The 25,222-nt window shown below is 41.6% G+C and carries 21 protein-coding genes; 9 read left to right on the top strand and 12 right to left on the bottom strand.

Annotated elements, in window-relative coordinates; translation table 11 throughout:
- Positions 1–80: 80 nt before the first annotated feature.
- From AO498_RS09685 to AO498_RS09675, 3 genes are read right to left on the bottom strand one after another with little or no spacing between them, the layout of a single operon-like run.
- Positions 81–1,055, bottom strand: coding sequence for an MlaD family protein (locus AO498_RS09685; RefSeq protein WP_067546644.1), 975 nt, complete (start codon positions 1,053–1,055; stop codon positions 81–83).
- Positions 1,052–1,795 (bottom strand): ABC transporter ATP-binding protein, encoded by a 744-nt coding sequence (locus AO498_RS09680; protein WP_067546641.1) that lies wholly within the window; start codon positions 1,793–1,795, stop codon positions 1,052–1,054. Before AO498_RS09680 ends, AO498_RS09685 begins: the two co-directional genes overlap by 4 nt.
- 9 nt (positions 1,796–1,804) lie before the next feature.
- On the bottom strand, positions 1,805–2,578 hold the full coding sequence (locus tag AO498_RS09675) for an MlaE family ABC transporter permease (RefSeq protein WP_067546638.1): 774 nt from the start codon (positions 2,576–2,578) through the stop codon (positions 1,805–1,807).
- A gap of 253 nt (positions 2,579–2,831) precedes the next feature.
- On the opposite strand from AO498_RS09675, the gene AO498_RS09670 reads away from it, so the two are divergent.
- A complete protein-coding gene (locus AO498_RS09670; protein ID WP_067546635.1) occupies positions 2,832–3,932 on the top strand; it encodes an alanine racemase in 1,101 nt (366 codons plus the stop codon).
- 88 nt (positions 3,933–4,020) lie between these two features.
- On the opposite strand, the gene AO498_RS09665 is transcribed toward AO498_RS09670, so the two are convergent.
- Positions 4,021–5,091, bottom strand: coding sequence for a hypothetical protein (locus AO498_RS09665; protein ID WP_148660215.1), 1,071 nt, complete (start codon positions 5,089–5,091; stop codon positions 4,021–4,023).
- 173 nt (positions 5,092–5,264) lie between these two features.
- Between AO498_RS09665 and AO498_RS09660 the strand changes: the two genes are divergently transcribed.
- Both AO498_RS09660 and AO498_RS09655 read left to right on the top strand, forming a co-directional pair.
- Entirely contained in the window at positions 5,265–6,089 is an 825-nt protein-coding gene (locus AO498_RS09660; RefSeq protein WP_067546630.1) for a peptidylprolyl isomerase, read from the top strand.
- On the top strand, positions 6,086–6,448 hold the full coding sequence (locus AO498_RS09655) for a diacylglycerol kinase (RefSeq protein ID WP_067546627.1): 363 nt from the start codon (positions 6,086–6,088) through the stop codon (positions 6,446–6,448). Before AO498_RS09660 ends, AO498_RS09655 begins: the two co-directional genes overlap by 4 nt.
- Positions 6,449–6,460: 12 nt before the next feature.
- On the opposite strand, the gene AO498_RS09650 is transcribed toward AO498_RS09655, so the two are convergent.
- From AO498_RS09650 to AO498_RS09640, 3 genes are all read right to left on the bottom strand, one after another.
- The gene (locus AO498_RS09650; RefSeq protein ID WP_067550397.1) at positions 6,461–7,840 is read right to left on the bottom strand and encodes an MATE family efflux transporter; all 1,380 of its coding nucleotides are present in this window, start codon (positions 7,838–7,840) and stop codon (positions 6,461–6,463) included.
- A 151-nt stretch (positions 7,841–7,991) separates the two neighbouring features.
- Complete coding sequence (locus AO498_RS09645) at positions 7,992–9,674, bottom strand: AMP-binding protein (RefSeq protein ID WP_067546624.1); 1,683 nt, start codon at positions 9,672–9,674, stop codon at positions 7,992–7,994.
- 80 nt (positions 9,675–9,754) lie between these two features.
- Positions 9,755–10,912: an acyl-CoA dehydrogenase family protein gene (locus tag AO498_RS09640; RefSeq protein ID WP_067546621.1), complete on the bottom strand. Its 1,158-nt coding sequence runs from the start codon at positions 10,910–10,912 to the stop codon at positions 9,755–9,757.
- A gap of 108 nt (positions 10,913–11,020) precedes the next feature.
- Here AO498_RS09640 and AO498_RS09635 point away from each other — a divergent pair, with 108 nt between their 5' ends.
- Both AO498_RS09635 and AO498_RS09630 read left to right on the top strand, forming a co-directional pair.
- On the top strand, positions 11,021–11,977 hold the full coding sequence (locus AO498_RS09635; protein ID WP_067546618.1) for a phosphotransferase: 957 nt from the start codon (positions 11,021–11,023) through the stop codon (positions 11,975–11,977).
- Positions 11,952–13,226, top strand: a complete 1,275-nt coding sequence (locus AO498_RS09630; RefSeq protein WP_067546615.1) for an ADP-ribosylglycohydrolase family protein — start codon at positions 11,952–11,954, stop codon at positions 13,224–13,226. The genes AO498_RS09635 and AO498_RS09630 overlap by 26 nt, the downstream gene beginning before the upstream one ends.
- 72 nt (positions 13,227–13,298) lie before the next feature.
- Here AO498_RS09630 and AO498_RS09625 read toward each other — a convergent pair whose 3' ends face one another.
- A complete protein-coding gene (locus AO498_RS09625; RefSeq protein WP_067546612.1) occupies positions 13,299–13,886 on the bottom strand; it encodes a hypothetical protein in 588 nt (195 codons plus the stop codon).
- Between the two features lie 538 nt (positions 13,887–14,424).
- Here AO498_RS09625 and AO498_RS09620 point away from each other — a divergent pair.
- Positions 14,425–15,021: a hypothetical protein gene (locus tag AO498_RS09620; protein ID WP_148660214.1), complete on the top strand. Its 597-nt coding sequence runs from the start codon at positions 14,425–14,427 to the stop codon at positions 15,019–15,021.
- A gap of 2 nt (positions 15,022–15,023) precedes the next feature.
- Positions 15,024–16,091, top strand: coding sequence for an alpha/beta hydrolase (locus AO498_RS09615; protein WP_067546607.1), 1,068 nt, complete (start codon positions 15,024–15,026; stop codon positions 16,089–16,091).
- A gap of 73 nt (positions 16,092–16,164) precedes the next feature.
- Here the strand turns inward: AO498_RS09615 and AO498_RS09610 are convergent, their stop codons facing one another.
- The 4 genes from AO498_RS09610 to AO498_RS09595 all read right to left on the bottom strand — a co-directional run bounded on the left by AO498_RS09610 (position 16,165) and on the right by AO498_RS09595 (position 22,646).
- Positions 16,165–18,069 (bottom strand): sialate O-acetylesterase, encoded by a 1,905-nt coding sequence (locus tag AO498_RS09610; protein ID WP_067546604.1) that lies wholly within the window; start codon positions 18,067–18,069, stop codon positions 16,165–16,167.
- Positions 18,070–18,120: 51 nt separating this feature from the next.
- A complete protein-coding gene (xylA, locus tag AO498_RS09605; RefSeq protein WP_067546601.1) occupies positions 18,121–19,434 on the bottom strand; it encodes a xylose isomerase in 1,314 nt (437 codons plus the stop codon).
- A gap of 74 nt (positions 19,435–19,508) precedes the next feature.
- A complete protein-coding gene (locus tag AO498_RS09600; protein WP_067546599.1) occupies positions 19,509–20,999 on the bottom strand; it encodes a xylulokinase in 1,491 nt (496 codons plus the stop codon).
- 3 nt (positions 21,000–21,002) lie between these two features.
- On the bottom strand, positions 21,003–22,646 hold the full coding sequence (locus tag AO498_RS09595) for a sodium/sugar symporter (protein ID WP_067546598.1): 1,644 nt from the start codon (positions 22,644–22,646) through the stop codon (positions 21,003–21,005).
- A 504-nt stretch (positions 22,647–23,150) separates the two neighbouring features.
- On the opposite strand from AO498_RS09595, the gene sdaAB reads away from it, so the two are divergent.
- On the top strand, positions 23,151–23,828 hold the full coding sequence (gene sdaAB, locus AO498_RS09590) for an L-serine ammonia-lyase, iron-sulfur-dependent subunit beta (RefSeq protein WP_067546597.1): 678 nt from the start codon (positions 23,151–23,153) through the stop codon (positions 23,826–23,828).
- 40 nt (positions 23,829–23,868) lie between these two features.
- Entirely contained in the window at positions 23,869–25,221 is a 1,353-nt protein-coding gene (locus AO498_RS09585; protein WP_067546596.1) for a TolC family protein, read from the top strand.
- Position 25,222 lies beyond the last annotated feature (1 nt).

Here is a 25,222-nt window from a genome sequence, read left to right as displayed (position 1 = left end):
CTTTCGATTTCTTACTGCGCACCTCCTATTTCCAATGCTAGAAGTTTCCCGATTTTTACCTTGGACTTTATTAAATAGGCTTAGTTATGATCCCCTGCTTCCTTTTCTTTCTTTTTAAAATACCTTCGAAACAGAAAATTGGACTTCAAGGCCTCCATGTTCTCATTAAAATTGGCGGTACTTTTTTCGACATTTTCTAGGGTACGCTCAATTTGGGATTTGACAACAGAATCCGAAATCAACATGCCTGCGGTTCCCTTTTCACTTTCGATATCAGCAACGACTTGATTCAGTTGATTCAATAAATTGCTAGCCTCGGTGGCCGCGTTTTGCAGCTGAGTCAAAGAATTTTCCAGTTTTTGGGATTCTAGTGTATCCAGAAAAAGGGTATTCATAATTCCTTCTCCCCCACGGAATTCCGCAATCATTTCTTTCCCCTCTCGGGCGAGTTGGGCTGCCTGATTTCCCGCCTTTTTAAATTCCCCCAAAGTAGATTTAATTTCCTGAGATAAGGCCGGATCGGCCAATAGTGACCATAATGCCTCACTTTGATTGAACTTTCCGGTGATTTCAGCTAGATTTTGAAGCGTAAGTTCCAAAGCATCCCCTGATGAACCCAATTGTTCCATAAGCCGATCAGTATCCAATTGTTCCAAGGGATACAAGATATCCCCAACCTCAATCGGAGCGCTTGATCCATCCATAGGATGAATTTGAATGATCTTATTACCCATCAAGCCATCCGAGTTAATAGTGGTTTTGGCGTTTTTTAAAATGAAGGGGACCATGGATTTATGAATTAGCATCTTCACATGAATGGTCGAATCGGTGATCATGTCGATGCCACTCACAGTTCCCACATCCATTCCTTTAAATCGGACATTATTCCCAGGTAAAAGCCCATTAACCTCTTCTACTTCTGCAATCACTATGATCGATGAACCAAAAATATTTTGGTTTTTCCCAATCATATACAATGAAAACACCAGAAATAGCAATCCGGCCAAAACCAATGCGCCTAGCTTGGCATTTGAAATTCGCTTGTCCTCACTCATAGTCCTTCGAAAAACTCCCTGACTTTTGGGTCCTGAAGCTTGGTTAATTGTTCATAAGTACCTTCGGCATAATTTCTACCCTCAATCAACATGATAATCCGGTTGGCAGTCATTCGGATACAGCTTAGATCGTGAGAGATAATTATTGCTGCTGTTTTGTATTTCTCTTGAATCCTGTTCATCAATTCGGATATTTCACGACTAGTGATGGGATCAAGTCCGGTGGTGGGCTCATCATACAGAATCACTTTTGGCTTAAGGATTAAAGTACGCGCTAATGCAATCCGTTTGCGCATCCCACCCGAAAGTTCAGATGGCATCATATCGATAGTATGTCCCAATCCAACATCTTCCAAGGCCTCCCGAACCAATTGTTCGGCTTCTGAATCTCTCCGTTCTTTGGACCAATGTCTCCGTAGCGGAAACTCAAGGTTTTGCCTGACAGTCATCGAATCATAGAGTGCATTGCTTTGAAATAAAAAGCCAACCTCAGCTCGAAGGAGATCCATTTCATCCTGATCGAGTTGACTGATGTCTTTTCCCAAGACCATGATTTTACCTGTTTCAGGACTGATTAATCGAATAATACACTTAATCAAAACCGATTTTCCTGAGCCTGATTTCCCCAAAATCGCAAGATTTTCACCCGCTTGGAGCGAAAGGGAAAAGCCTTTCAGAACATGATTTTTTCCAAAAGATTTACTGACGGCTTCTACTTGGATTATTGGCTCAGTTTCCATGGCATTTGATCAAGTTAAACCCAACAAATCAGTCACTTGAACTGCAATTAAGTCCAGAATAAACACCACCAGCGAGGCTACGATCACTGCAGTAGTGGCAGATCGTCCCACTCCTTCGGTTCCTTTTTGAGAATAATATCCCTTGTAGCTTCCCACGATTCCGATAGCAAACCCAAAAAAGAAGGTTTTGACAAGGGACGGAATCAAATCGCCATAGGAAAGTGCATCAAAGGCTTGGTACCAAAACAAAGTCCAGCTCACCTCTCCCCGAATATTTACCCCTAAATATCCTCCAAACAAGGATATGGCAATCGCCAGAACTGAAAGAACAGGAACCATTATGGTTGATGCCAAAACTCGGGTAACTACCAAGTATTTGAAAGGATTAGTACCTGATACTTCCATGGCGTCTATTTGCTCGGTAACCCGCATAGAGCCCAATTCAGCACCTATTCCAGAGCCAATTTTACCCGCACAAATCAATGAAGTAACTACAGGGGTAATTTCCCGAACCAGCGAAATAGACACCATCGCAGGAAGCAAGGAAGCCGCCCCAAATTCAACTAAAGTGGGTCGGGATTGAATAGTCAAAACCAATCCCATGATAAATCCGGTGACCGCAACCAAGGAAAGAGTCTTGTATCCTATCCAAAAACATTGATTGATAAACTCCTCCCATTCTTGCTTTGGCTTACTTACTTCCCGAAAAAAACGCGCAGTAAACCTTGAAATCTCTCCGACTTCTTTGAAAAACTCATTGTCTATGTAGCGAATCAGATTCATCCCGATATTATTCTCCCAAAAATTGAAGATTATGAGGCAGAATATACGATGGCTTAGTCACAGAAAAACATGATAAAAGTCAGTAGTCTTTTGAGGGTCTAACCAAAACATCAAGATACAGTCCTACTTAGAAATAATCTTATGCTGCGATAATCAATTGATTTGAAGATTAAATGGAAAAGGCACTTTATGTATTTGAATTGGGCAGAATGGATTTAGTCGGCTAACTTGTATTCGTAAATTTCCAATTCGTATGTCCTACCTAGATCAAGTCTTTTCACCTACTTTACTCATCAACGAAGCCATCACCCGAGCCAATATTCAGGCAATGTCCGACAAAGCAAAAAGGCATGGCAAAAAACTGGTTCCTCATTGGAAAACGGCACAATCTCATGAAATTGGAAACTGGGCGAAGGATTATGGAATCACTGAGGTGACAGCTTCTTCCATCAAACTCGCCGAATACCTTTGTGGGCAAGGTTGGGAAAATATTCACATTGCATTTCCATTCAATATTCGTGAAACAAATCGGCTAAATCGGTTGGCTCAAAGCCAGTCTCTTTCGGTCCAAATCGTCAATACAGACACGCTCAATTTCTTAGCAACCAACCTTACCGAAACAGTTGGATTTTTTATTGAAATCGATGCAGGCTATGGGCGAACAGGTGTTTCTATTCATGATTTCCAGTTGATTGATCGTCTTTTGGAAATTGCAAAAAGTAGCGATAAGCTAAAATTTAAGGGTTTTTACCTCCATCCAGGTCATACGTATTACATTCAGGATAAAGCCAAAGTCCATGAGGAAAGTCGGGATGCTTTGCATTTGCTGAAGGAAAAATATCGAGCTCAATATCCGGATTTGAAGACCCGACTCGGAGATACTCCTGGCTGTGCAGTAATGGAGGAGTTTGGCGATGTAGATGAGCTAGGACCGGGCAACTTCGTTTTTTACGATTTAATGCAAGCCGAATTGGGAAGCTGCACCAAGAATGACATCGCAGTATGCCTTGCCGTGCCCGTAGTAGATATCAACTTGGATCGAAAGGAACTTCTGGTTCATGGAGGTGGGGTTCATTTGGCAAAAGATGTCTTGATTCAACCTGACGGTAGTAAAAATTTCGGAGAAGTCGTGATTCTCTCCGAGTCAGGATGGACCATTCCAAGCCATTATTCCTATCTCAAAAGTATTTCACAGGAGCACGGCGTCGTGAAAGCTTCAGATGAATTGTTAGCCTCCGTGAAAGTCGGAGACCTGATCGGAATCCTACCGGTGCATTCCTGCATGACTGCAGATTGCATGGGTGAATACCTCAGTCTGGACGGAAAAATAATTGATCATTGTGAAGGACAATGATTGACTAAAAGCTCCAGGATTCATTTCTAATCAAATTCAAAACCGATCAGATTCAAAAAATGCTGGTCGGTTTTTTTTTACCTATTACTTATTGATATTGGATATAGATAGGCTTTGGATAAAGCGAGAGAATTTCCTTCGGAGTCATCAATCTGTGGGGTGATTCGATCGTATCATTGAGGTAAAAAAGTTTGATTCCTGTAAACTGAACTGGCATTCCGCCTACATATTTCCGATAGCTCGTGACCTTTTTGGCAGGAAAGCCAAATCCATCCATATTGATCACCACCTGAACTTGGGGGGTCGCCTTAATTTCCTTGTGGTTGGTAATCATATCATTTGAAAATCGATGAACGACCAAAATTTTTGGTGGTAGCCCATTTTTCAAAACCAATTCCGAAAGGTATTCGATTGCAAAATTGATATCCTTGGCGTCCAAGGTTCCGATTTTTGAACCGGGAATACTCCCGTCTTTCATGGACCATTCCGGATCTATTCCCAAATGCACATCCTTTTCCAAAAGGAACTTTTCCAAAGTGGGAACCTCTTGCTCCACGGTACTATGACCAACTTGAACGTCCAAAAAGGTTATTCCTCCCAAAGACCTGCCCAACAAAATTGCTTTTTCTAGTTGGGCTTTGGGCATGCGAAGTCGATGAAAGTTTTCAGGGCCTGGATCCTTTTGAGCTGTAATGGCAATGTAATGAATGGCGGGAAGTGCTGGAGTCAAGGAATCTGCCTCGTTCCATTTTGCTACTTCAATCTGAAATTGCTTCAAAAGTTCTTCTTCTGATACCCTCCCCAAAATCCCCATGGATTTCGAATAGAAATTCCCATACATCGCAACTATTCGGTGATAGGGAAGCAAGGCGTCCTTTCCTGGATAAATTGAAAACACCTGCCATGTTTTGGGAATACTATCATGAGCTAGACTACGAACTCGTTTGAAAAACTCTACGCTGTCTTGAGTAATAACTTTTGGACTCTTTAAAGAATCAGGATTCTGAAATTGAACTGAATCTCCTTGGTCTGGTTGGATTACAAATTTCCGATCAGGAAGATTTTTTTGCGAAGAAGATTGAATAAAAAATAGCCAAAAGAGTATCCCTCCTAAAGACACCGAAAGCAGCGTACCAAACCAAATTTTCCTCGATTTCACCACCAAAAATAGAAAGTAATCCCGGTAAAAAACTAGCCTTTACTGCGTATGATTCAGCAATCATTTCATGAAGCAAGAAAGCAGTAAAAGTCCATTTTTGGGTGGATTGAAAAATTCCACCATTGAGTTTGATTCGATTCGATTATTTTGGAACGAAATTCATTCTTAATCCCATGATCAAGTTTTTTCTAACCCCTCTTGGCATCCTTCTTTCTTTATTTTTGATAGGAAATCCAAGTGAAAAACACCCCCCGTACGAAGTAGAATTGGTCACAAATTACGGACGGATGGTTATTCGCTTGTACGATGAAACTCCACAGCACCGAGACAATTTCCTGAAACTGGTCCAAGAAGGTGTGTATGACAGCCTTCAGTTTCATCGAATAATTGAAAACTTTATGATCCAAGCCGGAGATACCCGAAGTAAGGATGCCACCTTGGAAGACACCTTGGGGGGAAGTGATCTTGGATATCGTGTTCCTGCCGAAATTCACCCAAACCTCTTTCATAAAAAGGGCGCTATTGGAGCCGCACGAACCAATAATCCTGAGCGTGCCTCAAGTAGTACGCAGTTTTACATCTTGCAGGGAAAAATCCAAAATGACAGTTTGCTCAACCATAATGAAAACCGAATCAATCAATTTCTTGCCTCTCATTTTGCAGGAAAAGACCCAGAATTGAAGCCCCTTTTAGATTCGATTTCGGCAGCTCGAACTGCAGGAGAGCTTGATCTTGCTCGACAGTTGTCTGAAAAATGGAATCAAATTGCAAGAGCTTATTCCAAATTTGACCGCTACCAAATCCCTGAATCACATCGGCTTGTTTATCAACAAATCGGCGGAACTCCCCACTTGGACCAAAGCTATACTGTATTTGGTGAGGTAATCGAAGGATTAGAAATCATCGACCAGATAGCTGCTGTAGAAACCAATGTTAAGGATAGACCTTTAACTGAGGTTCGAATTATATCTATGAAAATCAACAATCCAGCACCATGAAGAAGTTTATCTTAGGTAGAGTAAGAAGTATCGGTTATGCATTTACAGGATTCTTCTTTTTGATTCGAACAGAGCATGCTATTATTTCTCAATTAATCCTGGCAGGAATATTTACAGGTTTGGGATTTTATGTAGAAATATCGCGAGAGGAATGGATTTGGCAGGTCTTAGCGATCGGGTTGGTTTTAAGTACTGAAAGTCTCAATACTGCTATTGAGAATATTTGCGATTTCATCCATCCTGATTTCAATACAAAAATTGGAACCATCAAGGACATTGCCTCTGGCGCTGTGACTTTTGCAGCTCTGACTGCAATGATTATTGCAGGACTGATTTACATCCCGTATTTCTTGGAGTAAAAAGAAAGTGAATCAAACTTGAATCTTTTTCCATTTGCCTTTTTTGAAAAAATAAAGCGAAACCAAGGCATGGAACGAATGGCAAAATGAAATGGCGATGAATATTCCCAAGAAGGAAAATTCAAATGTAAATGCCAGTAGATAGGCCAATGGAACTTCCAAGCCTAACAATACAGCAATATTTATCCAAGCCGGAGTTTTCGTATCACCTGCCCCATTGAAAGCCTGAGTTAAGACCATCCCGACAGCAAAAAACACATACCCAAGTGCAATGACCCACAAGCCTTGGGCTGCAATATTCATTACCTCTTCAGTTTCGGTAAATATGCCTGCTAGTTGTTTGCTGAACAGCAAATAGATGACGGTCACTGAAGCCATAAAAATCACATTGTATCGGGTAGTTAACCAGACTGCTTGTTCAGCCCGTCGAACTTTTTTGGCTCCTAAATTTTGCCCCACCAAAGTGGCCGCAGCACCTGAAAGTCCCCAAGCTGGCAAAATGGTAAAAATCAACACCCGAGATGCGATGGTATATCCAGCCAAAACGGTTGAACCGAATTCGGCATTCATACGCGTTAAGGCTACCCAAGAAAGTGAATCAATTAAAAACTGACCCATTCCTCCTAAAGACAGGTCAATGATTTTCCGGATGGTTTCCCAGTTGATTTTAAGATTTTCTCTTAAAATTCGAAGTCGATGCTTCCCGTTAAATAAATGGTAAAACTGGTATAAAACTCCCATGCTTCGGCCAAAGGTGGTGGCCATGGCAGCACCTTCTAAGCCAAATCCTTCCCAACTTCCCAAACCAAAAATAAACAGGGGATCAAGGATAATATTCAGTCCATTTGAAATCCAAAGTGAGCGCATGGCATGGTGAGCTTGACCTGCACCACGAAAGGCTCCATTAATTAGAAAAAGCAGCATAATGGCTGTATTTCCTGCAAAAACGATTCGGGCATAGGAGGTACCTATATGGACCACAGCATCCTCTGCCCCCATGATTTTTAATAAATCAGAAGCAAACACCCATCCCAAAACTCCCAAAATCAAAGAAATAAATCCACCTACGAGTAGAAGTTGGAAAGTAGCAGAACCAGCCTCATGATATTCTTTTTCACCAAACCTTCTCGACACCAAGGCCGTAGCGGCCATGCTAATCCCGAAACCAATGGCGTAAGTAAGAACAATCACAGACTCTGTCAATCCAACTGTAGCAATGGCTTCTTTCCCCAACTTTGCCACAAAAAAGATATCCACGACAGCAAACAAGGATTCCATGATCATTTCTAAGATCATTGGAATCGCCAACAGAAAAATGGCCGTTTTTAGAGAAAGTTTCGTGAAGTCCTGCTCTTTCCCAAGTATTGCGTCTTTAACTAGCTGCCAGTTCATGGAATTTTGAAAAGTGTGAAATAAAGGGATAGAATGTGAGGAAACGGATAAAGATCGAAGGTAAATCCATAGACCTACACAGGAATCAGGCTGCAAAAAAACAAAAAAAACCGCTTCCGCGGTTTTTTATATGCTTAATCCTTCGAGAAGTTTAGGCTCCCACTTTTTCGATATGAGCTTCCTTGATTTTCCTTCTTAGAATTTTACCCACATTGGATTTTGGAAGTTCCTCGGTAAAATACACTTCTCTTGGCACTTTATAATTTGTCAAATATTCTCTTGCGTGCGCGATTACCTGATCTTCGGTCAATGATGGATCTTTTTTCACTACATAGGCAACCACCTTCTCGGTGGACTTAGCGTCTGGCATCCCAATCACCCCTACCTCAAGGACTCCTGGGCAAGAGGCAATTGCATCCTCCACCTCGTTTGGATACACATTAAATCCAGAAACCAGAATCATTTCTTTCTTTCGATCGACGATTTTGATAAATCCATCATCATCCATGACACCGATATCACCGGACTTAAACCATTCTCCATGCATGACGAGCGCAGTCTCCTCAGGTCTATTCCAATAGCCCCTCATCACTTGCGGTCCTTTGATTAGGATTTCACCACGCTCGCCATTGGCCAAGGGATTCCCCTCATCATCGGCAATCATTACTTCAGTATTCGGCAGAGGCATACCAATAGTACCGATTCGCTCTGTTCCGTCAATTGGATTACAAGTCGCCACTGGAGAAGTTTCAGTTAAACCATATCCTTCAGCTAACGGAACTCCAGTTACTTTTTTCCACTTTTCAGCGGTAGCTTTTTGCACGGCCATCCCTCCGCCAACTGCGATTTTGAGCGATGAAAAATCAAGATTCATAAAAGCCTCCTGATTCAAAAGACCATTGAAAAGGGTATTTACACCAGTAATAACCGTGAATTTCTTTTTAGCCATATCCCCAATGAACGCTTTCATATCTCGAGGATTTGTAATCAAAACGTTATGAGCTCCGATCTTAAGCATCGCTAAACAGTTGACTGTCAAAGCAAAAATATGGTAGAGCGGCAAAGCCGTGATTACAATTTCAGATCGCTCCTGCAACTTAGGCTTCATCCAAGCGGAAATCTGCTGCATATTGGCGACAATGTTTCCGTGGGTAAGTTCAGCTCCTTTAGAAACCCCTGTCGTACCACCTGTATATTGGAGAAAAGCAGGATCTTCTAAATTACAAGCCACTGGTTTGAACGCATAAGCAGCCCCCATTCCTAAGGCAGATTTAAGCTTCACAGCACCTGGAATGGAATAAGCTGGGACCATTTTTTTGACGTGCTTCACAACCAAATTAACGATAGCCCCTTTCAGGCCTCCGAGCAAATCTCCAAGCTCTGTTACGATCACGTGCTTGGCTTTAATTTCAGATCGGATTTTTTCCAAATGAAAAGCGAAGTTGGCAACGATGACAATCACATCTGCACCGGCATCATTAAACTGATGTTTCATTTCTGCCGGAGTATAAAGAGGATTGGTATTTACAACCACCATTCCTGCTCTCAAGGCGCCAAACATAACTACTGGATATTGCAGCACATTGGGCATTTGAATGGCTACTCGAGAGCCCTTTTCTAACTTTAAGACATGGGTGAGGTAATTGGCAAACTGAGCACTCAATCTATCCAGCTCTGAATAGGAAAGTGTTTTACCCATGCATTCAAAAGCGACTGCATCACTGTATTTTTTAACACTCTCTTCAAACAGTTCATTGACACTGGAATAGGCTGCACAGTTGACTTCTTTGTCAACAGCAGCAGGATAAAACTTTTGCCAAGGGAAATTGCTCATATTCGCGTAATAATTGGGTTATTGGGTTTTAAGCGTTAATAATAACTGGAAAATCCTCAGAAACACTAAAATGTTTTTTGCTACTTCAAAATTTTTCTTGCGATTAATTCCTTCATGATCTCGTTGGTTCCGGCATAAATCCGCTGAACTCTAGCATCCGCCCAAGCTCGAGCTACCCCGTATTCCCACATATATCCATACCCCCCGTGTAGCTGCACGCATTCATCTGCTACTTTACACTGAAGCTCGGTCATGTTGTATTTGGCGGCTGAAGCCATCGCAGAATCTAGTTTTCCTTCATTGTGAAGCTGAACCAAATAATCACAATATATTCTTCCTTGCTCCACCTGAGCGGCCATTTCAGCTAGTTTGAATCGGGTATTTTGAAATTCAGACAAACTTTTATCAAAGGCTTTTCGCTCTTTAACATAGTCTATGGTAGCGGATAAGGCAAATTCAGCCAAAGCCACGGCTGCTAAAGCCACGACCAATCGCTCCTGAGCCAACTCCGTCATCAGGTATTTAAATCCATCGCCAATTTTTCCCAACAAGTTTTCTTTTGGGACTTTGACATCTTCAAAAAATAACTCACAGGTATCCTGAGCATGTAATCCGACTTTTTCAAAAGGAACTCCCTTGCTAAAACCTGGCATATCCTTGTCGATCAAGAACAGCGAAATCCCCTTAGCACCTTTACTGGGATCTGTTTTAGCGGCAACGACTACCACGTCGGATAAAAAACCATTCGTAATGAAGGTCTTTGAGCCATTGATTAAATAATAGTCCCCCTCATCCACAGCGGACGTACGCATTCCTTGCAAATCCGAACCTGCACCAGGTTCTGTCATCGCCACAGCACCGATGTAGTCACCAGAAATCATCTTAGGAATGTATTTTTTCTTGGCCTCATCTGTACCGTAATGCAGGATATAAGGCATCACAATATCACTATGCAAGGGGTAACCTATTGCAGGACCCGAGCAACCGCTAAGTCCTAATTCCTCAATCAAAACCGCATTGTACCTAAAGTCTTGGATATTTAATCCCCCCAATTCTTCGGGAGCTTGAATTCCCAAAAAGCCATTTTCTCCAAGCTTGCGCCATGATTCCCGGCTTACCATTTTTTGTTTTTCCCACTCGGCATTATGTGGGGTGATTTCTTTTGCGATAAAGTCTCGTACGCTTTGTCTGAAAAGCTCATGCTCCTCGGTAAAAAGAGCTCTGTGTAGTCCGAACATATTTGGGTTTAGTTTATTCTAGTCAAAAATAGACAAAATGAACTTCGTCTTTGATCTGACTGATGAGAATTACTAGGAATCTTATTTTTGGATCGTATAAATTGCCCTATGCTTACTGAACACTCAACGCTTGCTGAACTAGCCTTGCTTCCGATTTGGGAAGAAAATGAACAGCTGATCGAAGTCCAACCTGCCGGAGAAAGCAACATGAATCTTGTGCTGCGAATAACCACCAGTCATCGTTCGGTGATTCTCAAACAATCCAAGCCTTACGTCAGAAAATACCCGCAAATTCCTGCACCTATCGAGCGAATTGAGATCGAATACGCTTTTTTTCAGAGACTTAATCAAAATCCGACCACGGCAACGTTTCTTCCTAAAACGCTGAATCACCTTCCTGATTTCCATATTTTGGTCACGGAGGATTTGGGAAAGGGATCAGATTTTTCTTTCCTATACCAACGAAAATCCACTCAACTTCCAGTGGAAATGATCCAATTGATGAATTTTCTAAATGCCTTACATCAAGAGTCTGCACATGATTTCCCCGCAAATCTGGCAATGAGAAAATTGAACCATGAGCATATTTTCCATTTTCCATTCTTAGAAGACAATGGCCTCGATCTGGATCAAATTCAAAAAGGATTGCAGGCCTTAAGTCTAGAATTTAAAAGAAACCAACAGCTCACTGAAACTATCAAAGCACTTGGAAATCGCTACCTTCAAAATGGCCAGACAATTCTCCATGGGGATTTCTATCCAGGAAGCTGGCTAACTATTGATGGAAATGTGAAGGTAATTGACCCTGAATTCGCCTACCCCGGAGACAAAGAATTCGATTTAGGGGTTTTCCTGGCACATTTAGATCTAGCGGGATTTCAACCTGAAGAAGTAAACTCCTTACTGTCTCACTACGCACATTCTTTTGATTTTAAGCTTCTTCAAGCCTATCGGGGAACAGAACTATTAAGACGGCTTATTGGAATCGCACAACTTCCAGTGAACCTATCCCTTTCAGAAAAAGAAACCTTACTCCATTATGCCTCTGAATTGGTGTTATCGTAACAAAAAACAGATTTTTCTTTTCCTCATTTTGCTTGGGTCAGGCTTTGATTGTCAGCAAAAAAATGAACTCAGGGAAGAAACTATAATCAGAAAGCCACTTGAACTTTCTAAAGAAGAACTCTATGACCGGATTCTAGGATCATTGGTCGGCGGTGCGATCGGCGACGCTATGGGAGCACCCACAGAAATGTGGAGCAGAGAAGCGATTCAAGGGACCTTTGGTTTTGTGAGCAGTCTCGATTCCATGATTCGGGAAACCTCCCCAGAAGGAATTTGGATTGCCAATTTACCAGCAGGTGGGACGACAGATGATACTCGATGGAAAATGCTTACTGCGGACTACTTAACAAAACAAAAATCAGATGCTTTAGCGCCACAACTTTTTGCAAAATCGATTATTGAAAAGTATGAGTCCTTTATTAAAGAATTTGACCAACTCAAAGACAATTCCCCCGAGGGCTACGAAGAAACTTTGATGAAAGTGAACTGGCTCTCCGAATGGTATAAAGTAGCAGTTCCATTTGTCCAAGCCGATTACCTCGCCTATTCGGATTCTTTGTCCAAATTTTATGGGGGAGAAATGGTTTGTGCAGGATTACTTTATGCACCTACACTTGGACTTTTTTATCCGGGAGATCCAGAAATAGCTTATCAGCAAGCTTACAAACTTTCCATTTTTGACTTGGGATATGCGAGAGACTTGACTGCTTTATCTGCTGCCATGACAGCAGCAGGAATGAATAAAAATGCAAGTTCAGACAGCCTTTTGGCAAGTATACGAATTGATACGGAAGGCTATTTTCAAAGCAGGCTGGTTGGACGATCTGCGTTTAAACTGTTTGAACAAGCGAAATGGATCGCAAATGAGGCAAAGAAACAAGATAGCACGCCTGACAGACTGGCTTTATCTAGCCCTGCTTTGAATTTCGCTTTCCAACAATTAGATCAAAAGCAGCAAGACATGCCATTCCATGCAGGTGAAATATACCTTCAAACCCTCACGGCCATGTTGTATGCGGATTTTGACTTTAAATCCACACTCATTTTTCTGGTGAATTATGGTCGAGACAATGACACCACTGCCGCACTCGCAGGAAGTATTTTAGGAGCTTGGAAGGGATTTAATCAATTGCCAGAAGAAGAACGGGCGATCGCCCTTAGAACCAACCGTGAACTCTTGGGAATAGATTTAGAAGCCATGGCAGCTCAACTTACTGATCATATCTGGGAATTATCCTTAGGTAAGTAGAACCTACCATTTCAAAAAAACAGAAAGCCCTGAAAATTTTTCAGGGCTTTCTGCTTGATGGATTCTTGTTGGTTAGAAATACAGGTTCTTGACTCGTCCTAGTGCATCTGTGACTTTGACGTAAACTTCATCAGAATCTACTCCTCGAAGAGAATATTGCTTTTTAAACCCATCCTCTTGATCAATATGCTCCACATAAATTTTACGGTCAGTTTTAGCACTTCTAATTTCAACTTCCACCCCCGGTTCAGTTAATCCAACCACGGTAAGGCTGATTGTTTCATCATCAATGGCTTTTCCAAAAGCCACCAATGGCAAGCTCTCAGGTGATGGTGCATGGTCAAAGGTATTCACCCGATACTCAACATTTTCTTCTGGAGTAGTGATCTGAACTTTGTATTCCCCTACTGGCATGTCCTCCAAATTGTAAGGCAAAATCAATTGCTCATCCGTGACATTTACTTTTCGTTGATGGAGTTTTTTGCCTGATGCATCAAAGAGAGCAACTTTAGCTTCTCCGATACCTTCTTTAAGAAGGACATTGATTTTTTTAAATTTAGCTTGAGCTGAAGAAAGTGACATCAAATCGTCAGCGGCGTTTGCGGCAAGGCTGCTTAATGAAAGAGCTCCTGCAAGTGCGAAAGTGAATAAGGTTTTCATAATAGTTTGTTGGTTTAGTGTTGTGATAATCCTTTTGCGAAGGCTGTACCAAGTGCGCCGCATGCCAATTCACATTCAAAAAATCCAGTCAGTTTGTTAAGAGAAATTAGCACTCCTTCAAGGTTTGCTAGATCACTTCTTCCTCTGAAATCAGCAAATTTTCCGACCGATACTGAGAAAATCCCGTCCGAGTGTTACATCTCCGAACAGTTTTGGATCAAACACATTTGATAAGAAGGTTGCATAGAGATGAAAAAATTTAAACTTTTTAAGAGTAAAAAAAAATTTCTAAGTGTCTGAAAAAAAACATCTTAAAAAATATCCTGTCCGCAAGTGTACACCAATTGGTCGATTCAACACAAATTCAATCGATCAGTTAATCTAAAATCAAGGGAGTTTTTAAGTGTTTGATAGAATCGATAACTTGGACTAAGGAAAGTGATTCCTATAGAATGATAGTTGAATCAGTTCTAGAATTGAACTTCCTTTAAATGAGAGTTGACACTAGTCCATCCTACTATTATTAAAATCAAGAACGATGAATCGGTACCATTTTTATTCAAATTCCAACTGGAAAATGACTTTGGTCCTGCTGCTAGGAGTAATCCTAATGTTTGATGGCTGCATCGAACCGCTCGATTCCTCTTCGGATCGTTGCTTGAACGTCCCCCTAGCTGAAGCTACTGGAATCAAGCGCGTTTATTTTGGACCTTTTAAAAATCAGCAGGCAAGGCCACAAGAAGATACGGTTAACGTGAAGGAATTTTCCTTCAATCTCGAATTGGATATTGAAGTCAATGGAAACACGGAACCTGATCCATTCTTTTCTAATCCAGAAGGGATAAGTTGCCTAGGGATTTATTCCATTCGAAATATTGCTACCATCACGGTCGTTTTGCTCGAGCCTTTCTCAGGAATACCCGCTGGAATGGACATTTCCTATCTTTTAAAAACTTCAGAAGGAAAATCAATCAATGAATTGAGAGACTTTGATCGGGTTTCTGTATACCTAGGAACTCAGCTAAATTTTCAACCCGAAAATTATTCCCAATTAAAAACCCGCACATTTCTATTTTTGCGGGATGGTAGCATCATTTTCCGTGATTCTACTTCACCCTATTTAAAAACTAGCTAAACATGCTTCGAAAAATCTTCCTGGGGCTATTTGCCACAGCCATGATCTTGGCCATCACTTACATCCTTGGCCCAAAGGTGGACGGACAAAAGCTCACCATTCATTTCCCTGAGGTGCCTACCCGAGTTGCAGACTTAGAAGATTACTTGCAGCAGCGGGAAGATACAGTCATCGGATTAAAACCAGGAAACGAAGCTTATATCCAATGGGCTGATTCGTTGAATAAACGAAAAACTCCCTACTCGATAGTTTACATTCATGGCTTTGGTGCCGGACCGATGGAGGGAGACCCCGTTCACCGGTTTTTGGGAGAGCATTTTGGAGCCAATGTGTTCGTAACTCGATTGCCTGAGCACGGAATCCGAAGAGCAAATGGCATGGCTTATTTGACTGCCCAGATGCTTGCTGACGGAGTTGGTGAGGCCTTTCAAATTGGAAAGAGCCTTGGAGATTCCGTGATTGTCGTAGGGACCTCGATGGGAGGAGCATTGACTCTTTTATTGGCAAGTCAGCAACCTGAGTTGAAAGCCGCTGTGGTTTACTCCCCAGCAATCCGAGATCGAGAAGGAAGGTTAGCAGGATTATTTAAACCATGGACCAAATTCATCATGGAAAAAACCATGACTGAAAATGGAGCGATGGACATGAAACGAACTGGCGATAAGGGGGCCTACTGGTCGGAAGTCCAGCATGTAAACGCTTATGAAAGTTTGGCGATCTTGATGTATAGTGAAATGAATGAAGACACTTTTAAGAAAATTACCCAGCCCCTATTCTTAGGATATTATTATAAGAGTGATTCCGAGCAGGATTTTGTGGTTTCCGTGCCGAAGATGCTCGAAATGTACAGTCAAATCAGTACTACTGAAGGTCAGAAACGAGAGAAAGCATTTCCAAATTCAGGAGACCATGTGATCGCCTCTTCCATTACTTCTCAAGACTGGCAAGGCGTACTTTTTGAAACCATCGATTTCCTTGAAAATGTTGTTGGTATGACTCCTCGATCAAAATATGAGGAATTGAATGCAGAAATGAATCAGCATCAGGAGATTTTGGAAAAGGTAAACTAATCGATCCTAAACCCAAGAAAAAGCCCGATCATTCTACTTTAAAAATGATCGGGCTTTTTTATTGTGATCCGATTTAAAGGTCAATTCTAAACGGAACCGCAGGGAGATTCAATTCATTGACCAAATTAACTTCTGGATTATCAGACCAGGCATACAACACTCGAACGGGCTCAACACCTTCAGACAAGGATAAGGTAACGGAATCATTCCCTGAAATAACTCCTTTTGCCACTTCGAATTTGCCCTTCGAATCCTCGATGACAAACCCTTTGACCTCTTCTCCTGATATCAACTTCAAGCCTGAACCTACTTCGGAAAATTTCAAAATTAATTGATTCCCACTTTGGGACACAGAATTAAAAATAGGACCAGAGGAAATCCCTTCTTCTCCAAAAGCTACTTTTCTTGCCTGTAACCAAAGTCGATCTCCTACATCCTTTTTGTTTCTTGGATGAATATCCCCCGCTTCCCCAATATCAATGATCACAGCCATCCCAGTTTGATCCAAGGACAAGGTGTTTTTCTGAGCTTCTCTTAATGCAGCCCAATTACTTTCAGGCTGAATTTCCTTTCGCTCCATGAAATTGGCCAACTGAACAAATAGAAAGGGAAAATCTCCTATTCCCCATCGGGCTCTCCAATTTTGAATCATTGCTGAAAATAATTCTTGGTATTCTCCGGGGCGTCCAGCATTACTTTCTCCTTGATACCAAATCGCACCTTTAATTGGATAATTGGTAATTGGAGCGATCATGGCATTAAACATAAATCCCGGCTTCCAATTGTAAAATCCAACCTCAGGTAATTTGGGTTCCACCAAATCATTGGAATACCTCCAGGCACCTTCTAAGTTGATTTTCTTTCCATTTTGAAGAAGATACATTTCTCCTTTTTTACCTAACTCGGGCCGGTTGTTCCAAGTATTGATCACTCGAACTGTCAATACATTTTTTCCTTTCTGAAGGATAGCATCAGGGAGTTCCAACTCAGGCATTGCTGCTCCCCAATCTTTGTAATGAACTTGTACTCCATTCAAATAAATAAAGGCCATTTGATTAATATCTGGCAGATGAAGATTCACCCCTTGGGTGGATTCCAAAGTAAAATCCTTCCTTACCCAAGCTATATCCGTCATTGGATTCTCCTCAGGCAAACGGATCGTTTTCCACTCCCCATCAGAATAGGTTAACCCTGATACTTCGACGGCAAGTAATGAATCAGGTCGCCGAACCATTAGGTCTCGAATCTCTTTTCGCTTTTCATTTTCCAAGACGACTTCATTCCACTTTGCAGCATTCTGAACTACATCTTGAACTTCCTCAGCATACGAACGATCATCACCCAAGGAAGCGAGGACTGTTGCCTCAGTCCAACCCTCAGCCGGTGTACCTCCCCAATTGGATTCAATAATCCCAACTGGCACTTGGTAATCTTCATGATTGCGTTTGGCAAAGAACCAAGCCACAGCAGAGAAATCGGGAAGATTCTCGGGGTTTGCTACTTTCCACATTCCATCCGAGACATCATCCCTTTCCACTGCGCTGTAATCTCTTCCTACTTTAAAAAAATGAATCGGTGGGAATTCAGCTGCCGAAAATTCATTTTCTGCATCAATGACACCGGATTTTAAGGGCCATTCCATATTGGATTGTCCCCCGGCAACCCAAACATCCCCCACCCAAATATCTTCCACTCGTTGAGAATTTACCTCCAAAACATACGGACCTCCAGCAGGAACTGGAGGAAGCTGGACTCTCCAAGTACTATCTTCGAGTACTTTTGTACTTCCTATGGCTCCTGCCAACGTAGCCCTGATTTTTTCATTAGGGATTCCTTTCCCCCAAAGCACTACCGGCTGGTCTCGCTGTAGGACCATGCCATCGCTAATTAGTTTGGGAAAAGAAACAGGTGAAGTTGGTTTCGCTAATTCGCAAGAAACCAAAATGAATAGGGCAAGGATAAAGGATAGCTTTTTCATAGACAGGGGAAATAAAAAGGGAGTCTAGTTAGACTCCCTTTTAAAAATTAATTAAATAAATCGATTGATCAAATTTTCGAAATATTCCTGCTTACCAGAAATCTGCTGTGGCTCACCCACTTCAAATGCATGGGCTCTTAAATCTTCCAAAGTCAAAATTCCATCTTCGAAGGCCTTGCCTTTTCCAGAATCAAAGCTTGCATATCGCGCTTTTCTTCGAGCCAAATAGTCTGATTTTTCCATAATATCAGCTGCAATCAAAAGTCCTCTTGCGAAGGCATCCATGCTTCCAATATGCGCCAAGAATAAATCTTCAGGATCGGTAGAATTTCGACGAACCTTCGCGTCAAAGTTTACGCCTCCTCCTTGCAAACCTCCTCCAGCTAGAATCACCAACAAAGACTCTGCAAGCTCCTGAAGGTTTAATGCAAACTGGTCTGTATCCCAGCCATTCTGATAGTCGCCACGGTTAGCATCAATTGATCCTAGGAAACCGCCATCTACTGCGACTTGAAGTTCATGTTGGAAAGTATGACCTGCAAGTGTGGCATGGTTGACTTCGATATTGAGTTTGAAATCTTTGTCCAAACCATAATGTCTCAAAAATCCGATTACTGTTTCAGAATCATAATCATACTGATGCTTGGTTGGCTCCATTGGCTTTGGCTCGATAAAGAAGGTTCCTTTGAAGCCATTTTTACGCGCATAGTCTCTAGCGATCGTCAGGAATCTTGCCAAATGGTCTTTTTCCCGTTTCATATCAGTATTTAACAAGGACATGTATCCTTCTCGTCCTCCCCAGAACACATAATTTTCACCACCTAGTTTGATGGTCGCGTCCAAGGCGTTTTTCACTTGCGTTCCAGCAAATGCAACGACATCAAAATTAGGGTTGGTAGAAGCTCCATTCATGTATCTTGGATTACTGAAAACGTTTGCAGTACCCCACAATAATTTTATACCTGAAGCTTTTTGGTGCTGAAGGGCATAGTCGGTGATGATTTCCATTCGCTTTTCATAATCTGCGAGGCTTGGACCTTCATCAATCAAATCGATATCGTGGAAGCAATAGTAATCCACTCCGATCTTGGAAATGAATTCAAAGGCAGCATCCATTTTATCTTTTGCTCGCTGGATTGGATCTGGATTAGCATCCCATGGGTGCGAGATTGTTCCTGGACCAAATGGATCACCCCCTGTTCCACAGAAGGAATGCCAATAGGCAATGGCAAACTTAAAATGCTCCTTCATGGTCTTGCCAGCTACTACTCGATTTTCATCGTAGTAGCGAAACGCAAGTGGGTTGTCACTTTGGGTTCCTTCAAACTTGATTTTTCCGATGTTTGCAAAATAGGTCTTTGACATAGTTTTCTAAGGTTATTTTGAGAAATAGGTAATAGGTTAAAAGTTACTTTTGAGTTTTTGCAAAGGTATTTTTCTTACATGACTTCTTTGAGACGATTCTCCCAATGGTGATAAGCTTCCTCGTATGGTTCGTAGAAATTTGTGTTTGGCTCTACCGTTTCCAATAGTTGAAGCCCCTGAAAGGCCTCCGCTTCAGAATGATATAGACCCACACCAATTCCCGCGCCCCTAGCGGCACCTTGAGCCCCATCTGTATCATACAATTCCAGATTGACTTGGTTCATGTGAACGAACGTCTTTCTAAATAATGGACTGAGAAACATATTTGCATGACCAGCCTTTACCGTTTTTAGATTCATTCCCATGTCCTTCATGATTCTGAATCCATAAGTCAAGGCACAGACAATACCTTCTTGAGCAGAACGGATTAGATGTCTTTTATCGTGCTTTAATAAATCCAAACCCAATAGATGTGCACCTACTGGTTTGTTACGCATGATTCTTTCGACACCATTTCCAAATGGGATGAATACCAAACCATCTGAGCCGATGGGCGCTGAACCACCAAGACTATTCATTTCCTCATAAGAAATTCTGGCACCTCCCATCACACGCTTGAGCCAAGAATTCAAAATCCCCGTTCCATTCACACAAAGTAAAACACCATATGAAGGTGCTTTGGCAGCGTGATTGACATGTACGAAGGTATTTACTCGCGATTCAGGATCGTAAAGTGGTGTGTCGCAAACCCCGTAAACTGTCCCGGAAGTTCCAGCAGTGGTAGCAAGTTCGCCTGGCTTTAGCACATTCAAGGAGAAAGCATTATTAGGTTGATCTCCTGCACGATAGGCAATCGGTACTCCAGCCTCAATCCCGGTTTCTTTCGAAGCTTCTACCGTGACTTTTCCTTGAATCGAAAAAGATGGCACTGCATCAGGAATTAAGGATTCAGAAATTCCCATTTGCTTGAGCAAAGGCTTGCTTAAACCGTTTGCTTTGAAATCCCAGAAAATTCCTTCAGAAAGCCCTGTTTCAGAGGTCAAAATTTCACCACTTAACTTCATAGCGATAAAATCGCCTGGAAGCATGATTTTGTGGATTTTGGCAGCTACTTCAGGTTCGTTTTCCATCACCCAGCGAAGCTTGGAGGCCGTGAAATTTCCAGGAGAATTCAACAAATGAGGCAAGCAATATTCTGACCCCAGGGCCTGAAATGCCTGATCACCAATGGATACAGCCCGACTGTCGCACCAGATAATCGAAGGACGAAGGACTTGGTGGTTTTTATCCACCAAGACTAATCCATGCATCTGATAAGCGATCCCAATTCCTTTAAGTTCGCCAGTTTTTACTTCAGCTTTTTTGAGTACAAATTGAATAGTCTGCTTGACATACGTCCACCACATCTCCGGATCTTGCTCAGCCCACCCAGTTTCAGGGGCATCTATTGGCATTTCTTCCTCCGGAAATGCCTTGGAAACAATTGCTCGGCCTAAGTCAGCATCTAAAAGGGAAGCCTTCACCGAAGAACTTCCGATATCCAAGCCTAACAATAATTTTCTCATGGCTTACCAGAAGATCGTGTAAAGAGCTGCAATAATTCCTGCAATCATGATCGCACCAATTTTGAAACTGGTACTTGTTCTAAACAACTCACCATTTACCTCAATCGCATTTGGATGGTCTTTACCTTTTCCTTCGATGAGTGAAATAATAATCATAAGTGCAGCTAGAACTAGGAATACAACTCCCATTCGATCAATGAACGGAAGAGCTGGGAAAATCACCTTCAAAACAACCGAAAGTGGAATACTCAAAGAAGCTCCAACCAAAGCAGCATTTGAAGTGGTCTTTTTCCAGAAAACTCCAAAGAAGAAAATCGCAAATACACCTGGACTAATGAACCCTGTATATTCCTGAATAAACTGGAAAGCCTGATCCAATTGACCCAAAGCTGGGGCCACAATCGCAGCAATAATAAACGCAACCACCGCAGTGATTCGTCCTACTTTTACTTGCTTGGATTCACTCACCTGATCTCCGGCAAACTTTCGATAGATATCCATGGTAAAAATGGTAGAAGTACTATTCGCCATAGAAGCAAGGGAAGAAACGATCGCAGCGGTCAGAGCTGCAAATGCCAAACCTTTTAAACCAGTAGGCAAAATCTGCAATAAGGTTGGATAAGCTCGGTCAGATTTAACCAATCCAGTCACGGGATCTTTCATAGACTCGATAAATCCTAAATCAGCACCTTTATTCACAATAACCAAAGCAGCAATACCAGGAATTACTACAATCAAAGGCATCAATAATTTCAAAAATCCAGCGAAAATCATCCCTTTTTGGGCTTCATCAAGGCTTTTTGCTGCAAGAGCTCGCTGTGTGATGTATTGGTTAAAACCCCAATAACTCAAGTTGGTAATCCACATCCCACCGATCAATACTGATAAACCAGGTAGATCCAAATAGGCATCTCTTGTTCCTCCCTTTCCGTCAGGGATCATCATTTCACCTTTGGACAAAATCATCGAAAAATGTCCAGGAACTTCTTTTCTAAGTAAGTTTAGTCCTTCCCAGAAATCGCCATTACCAACCATTCCTAGTGCGATATAGGTCGTCGCCAAACCACCCGCTATCAGGAAAACCACTTGAATCACATCCGTCCAAGCTACCGCTTTCAAACCTCCATAAATGGAATAAACCATCGCAAAGAGAGCCAAACCAATAATGCCATAGGTTAAAGGCACATTAAGAATAGTATTTAAACTCAATGCACCGAGGTACAATACGGAAGTCAAGTTGACAAAGACATAGAGCAACAACCAGAAAACGGCCATGGTTGTACGAACTCTTGAATCGTAACGATCGAGCAAAAAGCCCGGCATGGTGTAGATTCCTTTCTTGATATAAACTGGTAAGAAAAAGATAGCCACTACCAATAAAGTAGCTGCAGCCATCCATTCGTAGGTGGAGATCGCCAATCCCAAGGCAAAACCGGAACCAGACATTCCGATAAATTGCTCTGCTGAAATATTTGATGCGATCAAAGATGCACCAACCGCCCACCAAGGGAGCGCTTTGGATGCAAGGAAGTAATCCGAGGAGTTTTTGACATGGCCTTTTTTCTCACGGGATACAAAGATCCCCATTCCAATGATGAGAAAGCAGTAGCCAAGAAACACGATTAGGTCAATGGGTTCTAGTAGCATAAAATTGCTTTTAAATTGAAGGTTTGGGTAAATTTCAAGAGTATTAGTTAGTTATTTACTTTTTAAGGTCGATAAATATAAGGGATTGGCCCAAACCTTAATCAAAAAAAGTAAACCAAGGCATTGAATAATTTACACTTTTCACAAAAAAAAAGGAATCATGAAATATTGATTCGTGATTTAAAAAAATTTAAAATTTTATTTCGCATAAATGAATTTTAACTAGTCAATTAAGAAAATTTAGGCTTTCGTATAGAGCTTGTTTCTAAATAATTAATTCCTTGTTTTTATTTTTGGGAGATAGGTAAGAGGAAAATACGGATTGTCCGAATTGTCTCAAATTCGCTCGTAAAAGTGTTCTTTTTCGGACATTTTAAAATTTTGTACCATGTCTCCAGAAATTGAAATAGGCCCTTTATCCTAAAAAATCGAGCATAAGCAGAAAAAAACTAGTAATCTTGACCCCTCAAAGTGACTAGCATAATAATTGGGTTTGATTAAAATATGGCCAACAAGAGTAGTGTATTTGATATGATAGGTCCAGTGATGATTGGACCCTCCTCTTCGCATACGGCGGGAGTGGTCAGAATTGCACGTGTAGCAGTAAGATTATTGGGTGGAGTTCCAGATGAAGTAGTAGTCACTTTCTATAACTCTTTCGCAAGAACTTATGAAGGTCATGGAAGTGACCGAGCAATAATTGGGGGTCTGATGGATTTCAGAACAGATGACAGCCGGATCAAAAATGCCTTGGAAATTGCAGTAGAAAAGGGATTTAACTTCAAGTTTAAGTCCATCGGAAACTCCTCTGTTCACCATCCCAATACCATCAAACTCAATCTCAAAAAAGGCGAGCGATCGATGGAAGTAATTGGAGAAAGTTTGGGAGGTGGGGTGATCAATATCGCTGAGGTAGATGGCTTCATGGCTAATTTTTCTGCCCAAGCTCATACCTTGATTATCAAAGCCGATGATATTTCTGGTGCTATTGCCTTTATTTCCAGTGTCATTGCTCAGGAAAAAACCAATATTGCCACCATGTCTGTTTCTAGAAAAGGAAAGAATGACTTAGCTTGCCACGTCATTGAAATGGATTCAGGGATTAGAGAGATCACAGCTCAGTATTTGAGATCACTACCTTGGGTCAAGGAACTCATTTATATCCCAGACATTGATCTGTAAAATCTTTGAAAATTAACCTTCCATAATAAACCAACTAAAAATGAGAAAACTTTTTACGGTAGCATTGCTGGCATTGGGTTTCCAAATTCCAAGCTTTGCCCAACAAGAAATCACTGGGCCGGTTGATCTACTGACTTGTGTAGAAGTAGCTTTGGAAAACAATCTGACACTACGACGAACTGAAATCAACCAAGAAAACTTTGAAGCTGATCTCCTCGCAAGCCAAGGTAGAAGAATACCATCCCTTAGTTCTGGTGCAAGTTCTGGCTACAGATGGGGTCGTTCCATCAACCCAGTAACCAACCTCTTCGAAACAAGAAGAATCGGTAACATCAACGTATCAGCAAGCTCCAACGTGCCAATTTTTAACGGCATGCGAATCAACAACAGTATTGCTCAGGCGCGAAAAAACTTGGAATCTGGTCAATACTCGCTTCAAGCCACCAGAAACACCATTACGCTTAGTGTCATTAACTTATTTATTGATGTTGTATTCAATAGGGAGCAGGTGAAAATTGCTGAAAACCAGCTCAAAACTACGACTGAACAACTAGAACGTACCAAGAAGCTCGTTGAAGCAGGCTCCTTGCCTCTTTCCAATCAGCTTGATCTACAATCTCAAAATGCAACAAACGAGCTCAATTTGATTAATGCAATCAATGGATTAAGACTCGCCAAACTTGCTTTGACTCAGGCAATGGTTATCCCATTCAATGAAAATTTTGATGTGATCGAACCTGAATACGAAGTCAATCAGGCCGAACTAACCTCCAGTACACCTGCTGAGATCTTTGAAGTGGCTTTGACGGTTTTACCTCAAATCAAGGCAGCTGAAGCCAATGTAGAGGTTGCCGAGTATGGCGTTAAAATCGCCAAAGGGGCATTTTATCCAACAGTTGGTGCGGGGGTTTCTATTTTTTCTAACTATGTAGACCAGGCTTTCCTTCCAGGTTCAACTGAAGTGATTCCTTTCAGAACACAAATTGATAACAACCTGTCTCAATCCGGAAATATCCAGCTCAACATTCCTATTTTCTCGAATTTCAGTAATAAAGCCTCCTTACAGCGTGCTCGTGTACAGCAAAGACTAGCTGAAGTAGCTGCTGAAGAAGCCAAAAATACTCTTCGCCAAGACATTGAAACTGCATATACTCAAGCACTGGCAGCGGAACAAAGCTATCAAGCTTCTCTTATCCGAATTAAAAGTCTGGAGGAAACCTTCCGAGTTTCAAAACAACAATTTGAGCTAGGCGCAATCAACTCAGTAGATTTTCAGGTTGCCCAAAACAACTTGTTCAACGCGCAAGCTGACCTTATCAATGCTAAATATGCCTACATTTTCCGAGTGAAAGTTTTGGATTTCTATCTCGGCAACCCGCTTAATATTTACTAAA

It is taken from the genome of Algoriphagus sanaruensis, assembly GCF_001593605.1.
GTDB classification, from domain to species: Bacteria; Bacteroidota; Bacteroidia; order Cytophagales; family Cyclobacteriaceae; genus Algoriphagus; species Algoriphagus sanaruensis.
The sequence above is the reverse complement of the archived record's forward strand: the minus strand, read 5'-3'. Positions and strand labels throughout refer to the sequence as shown.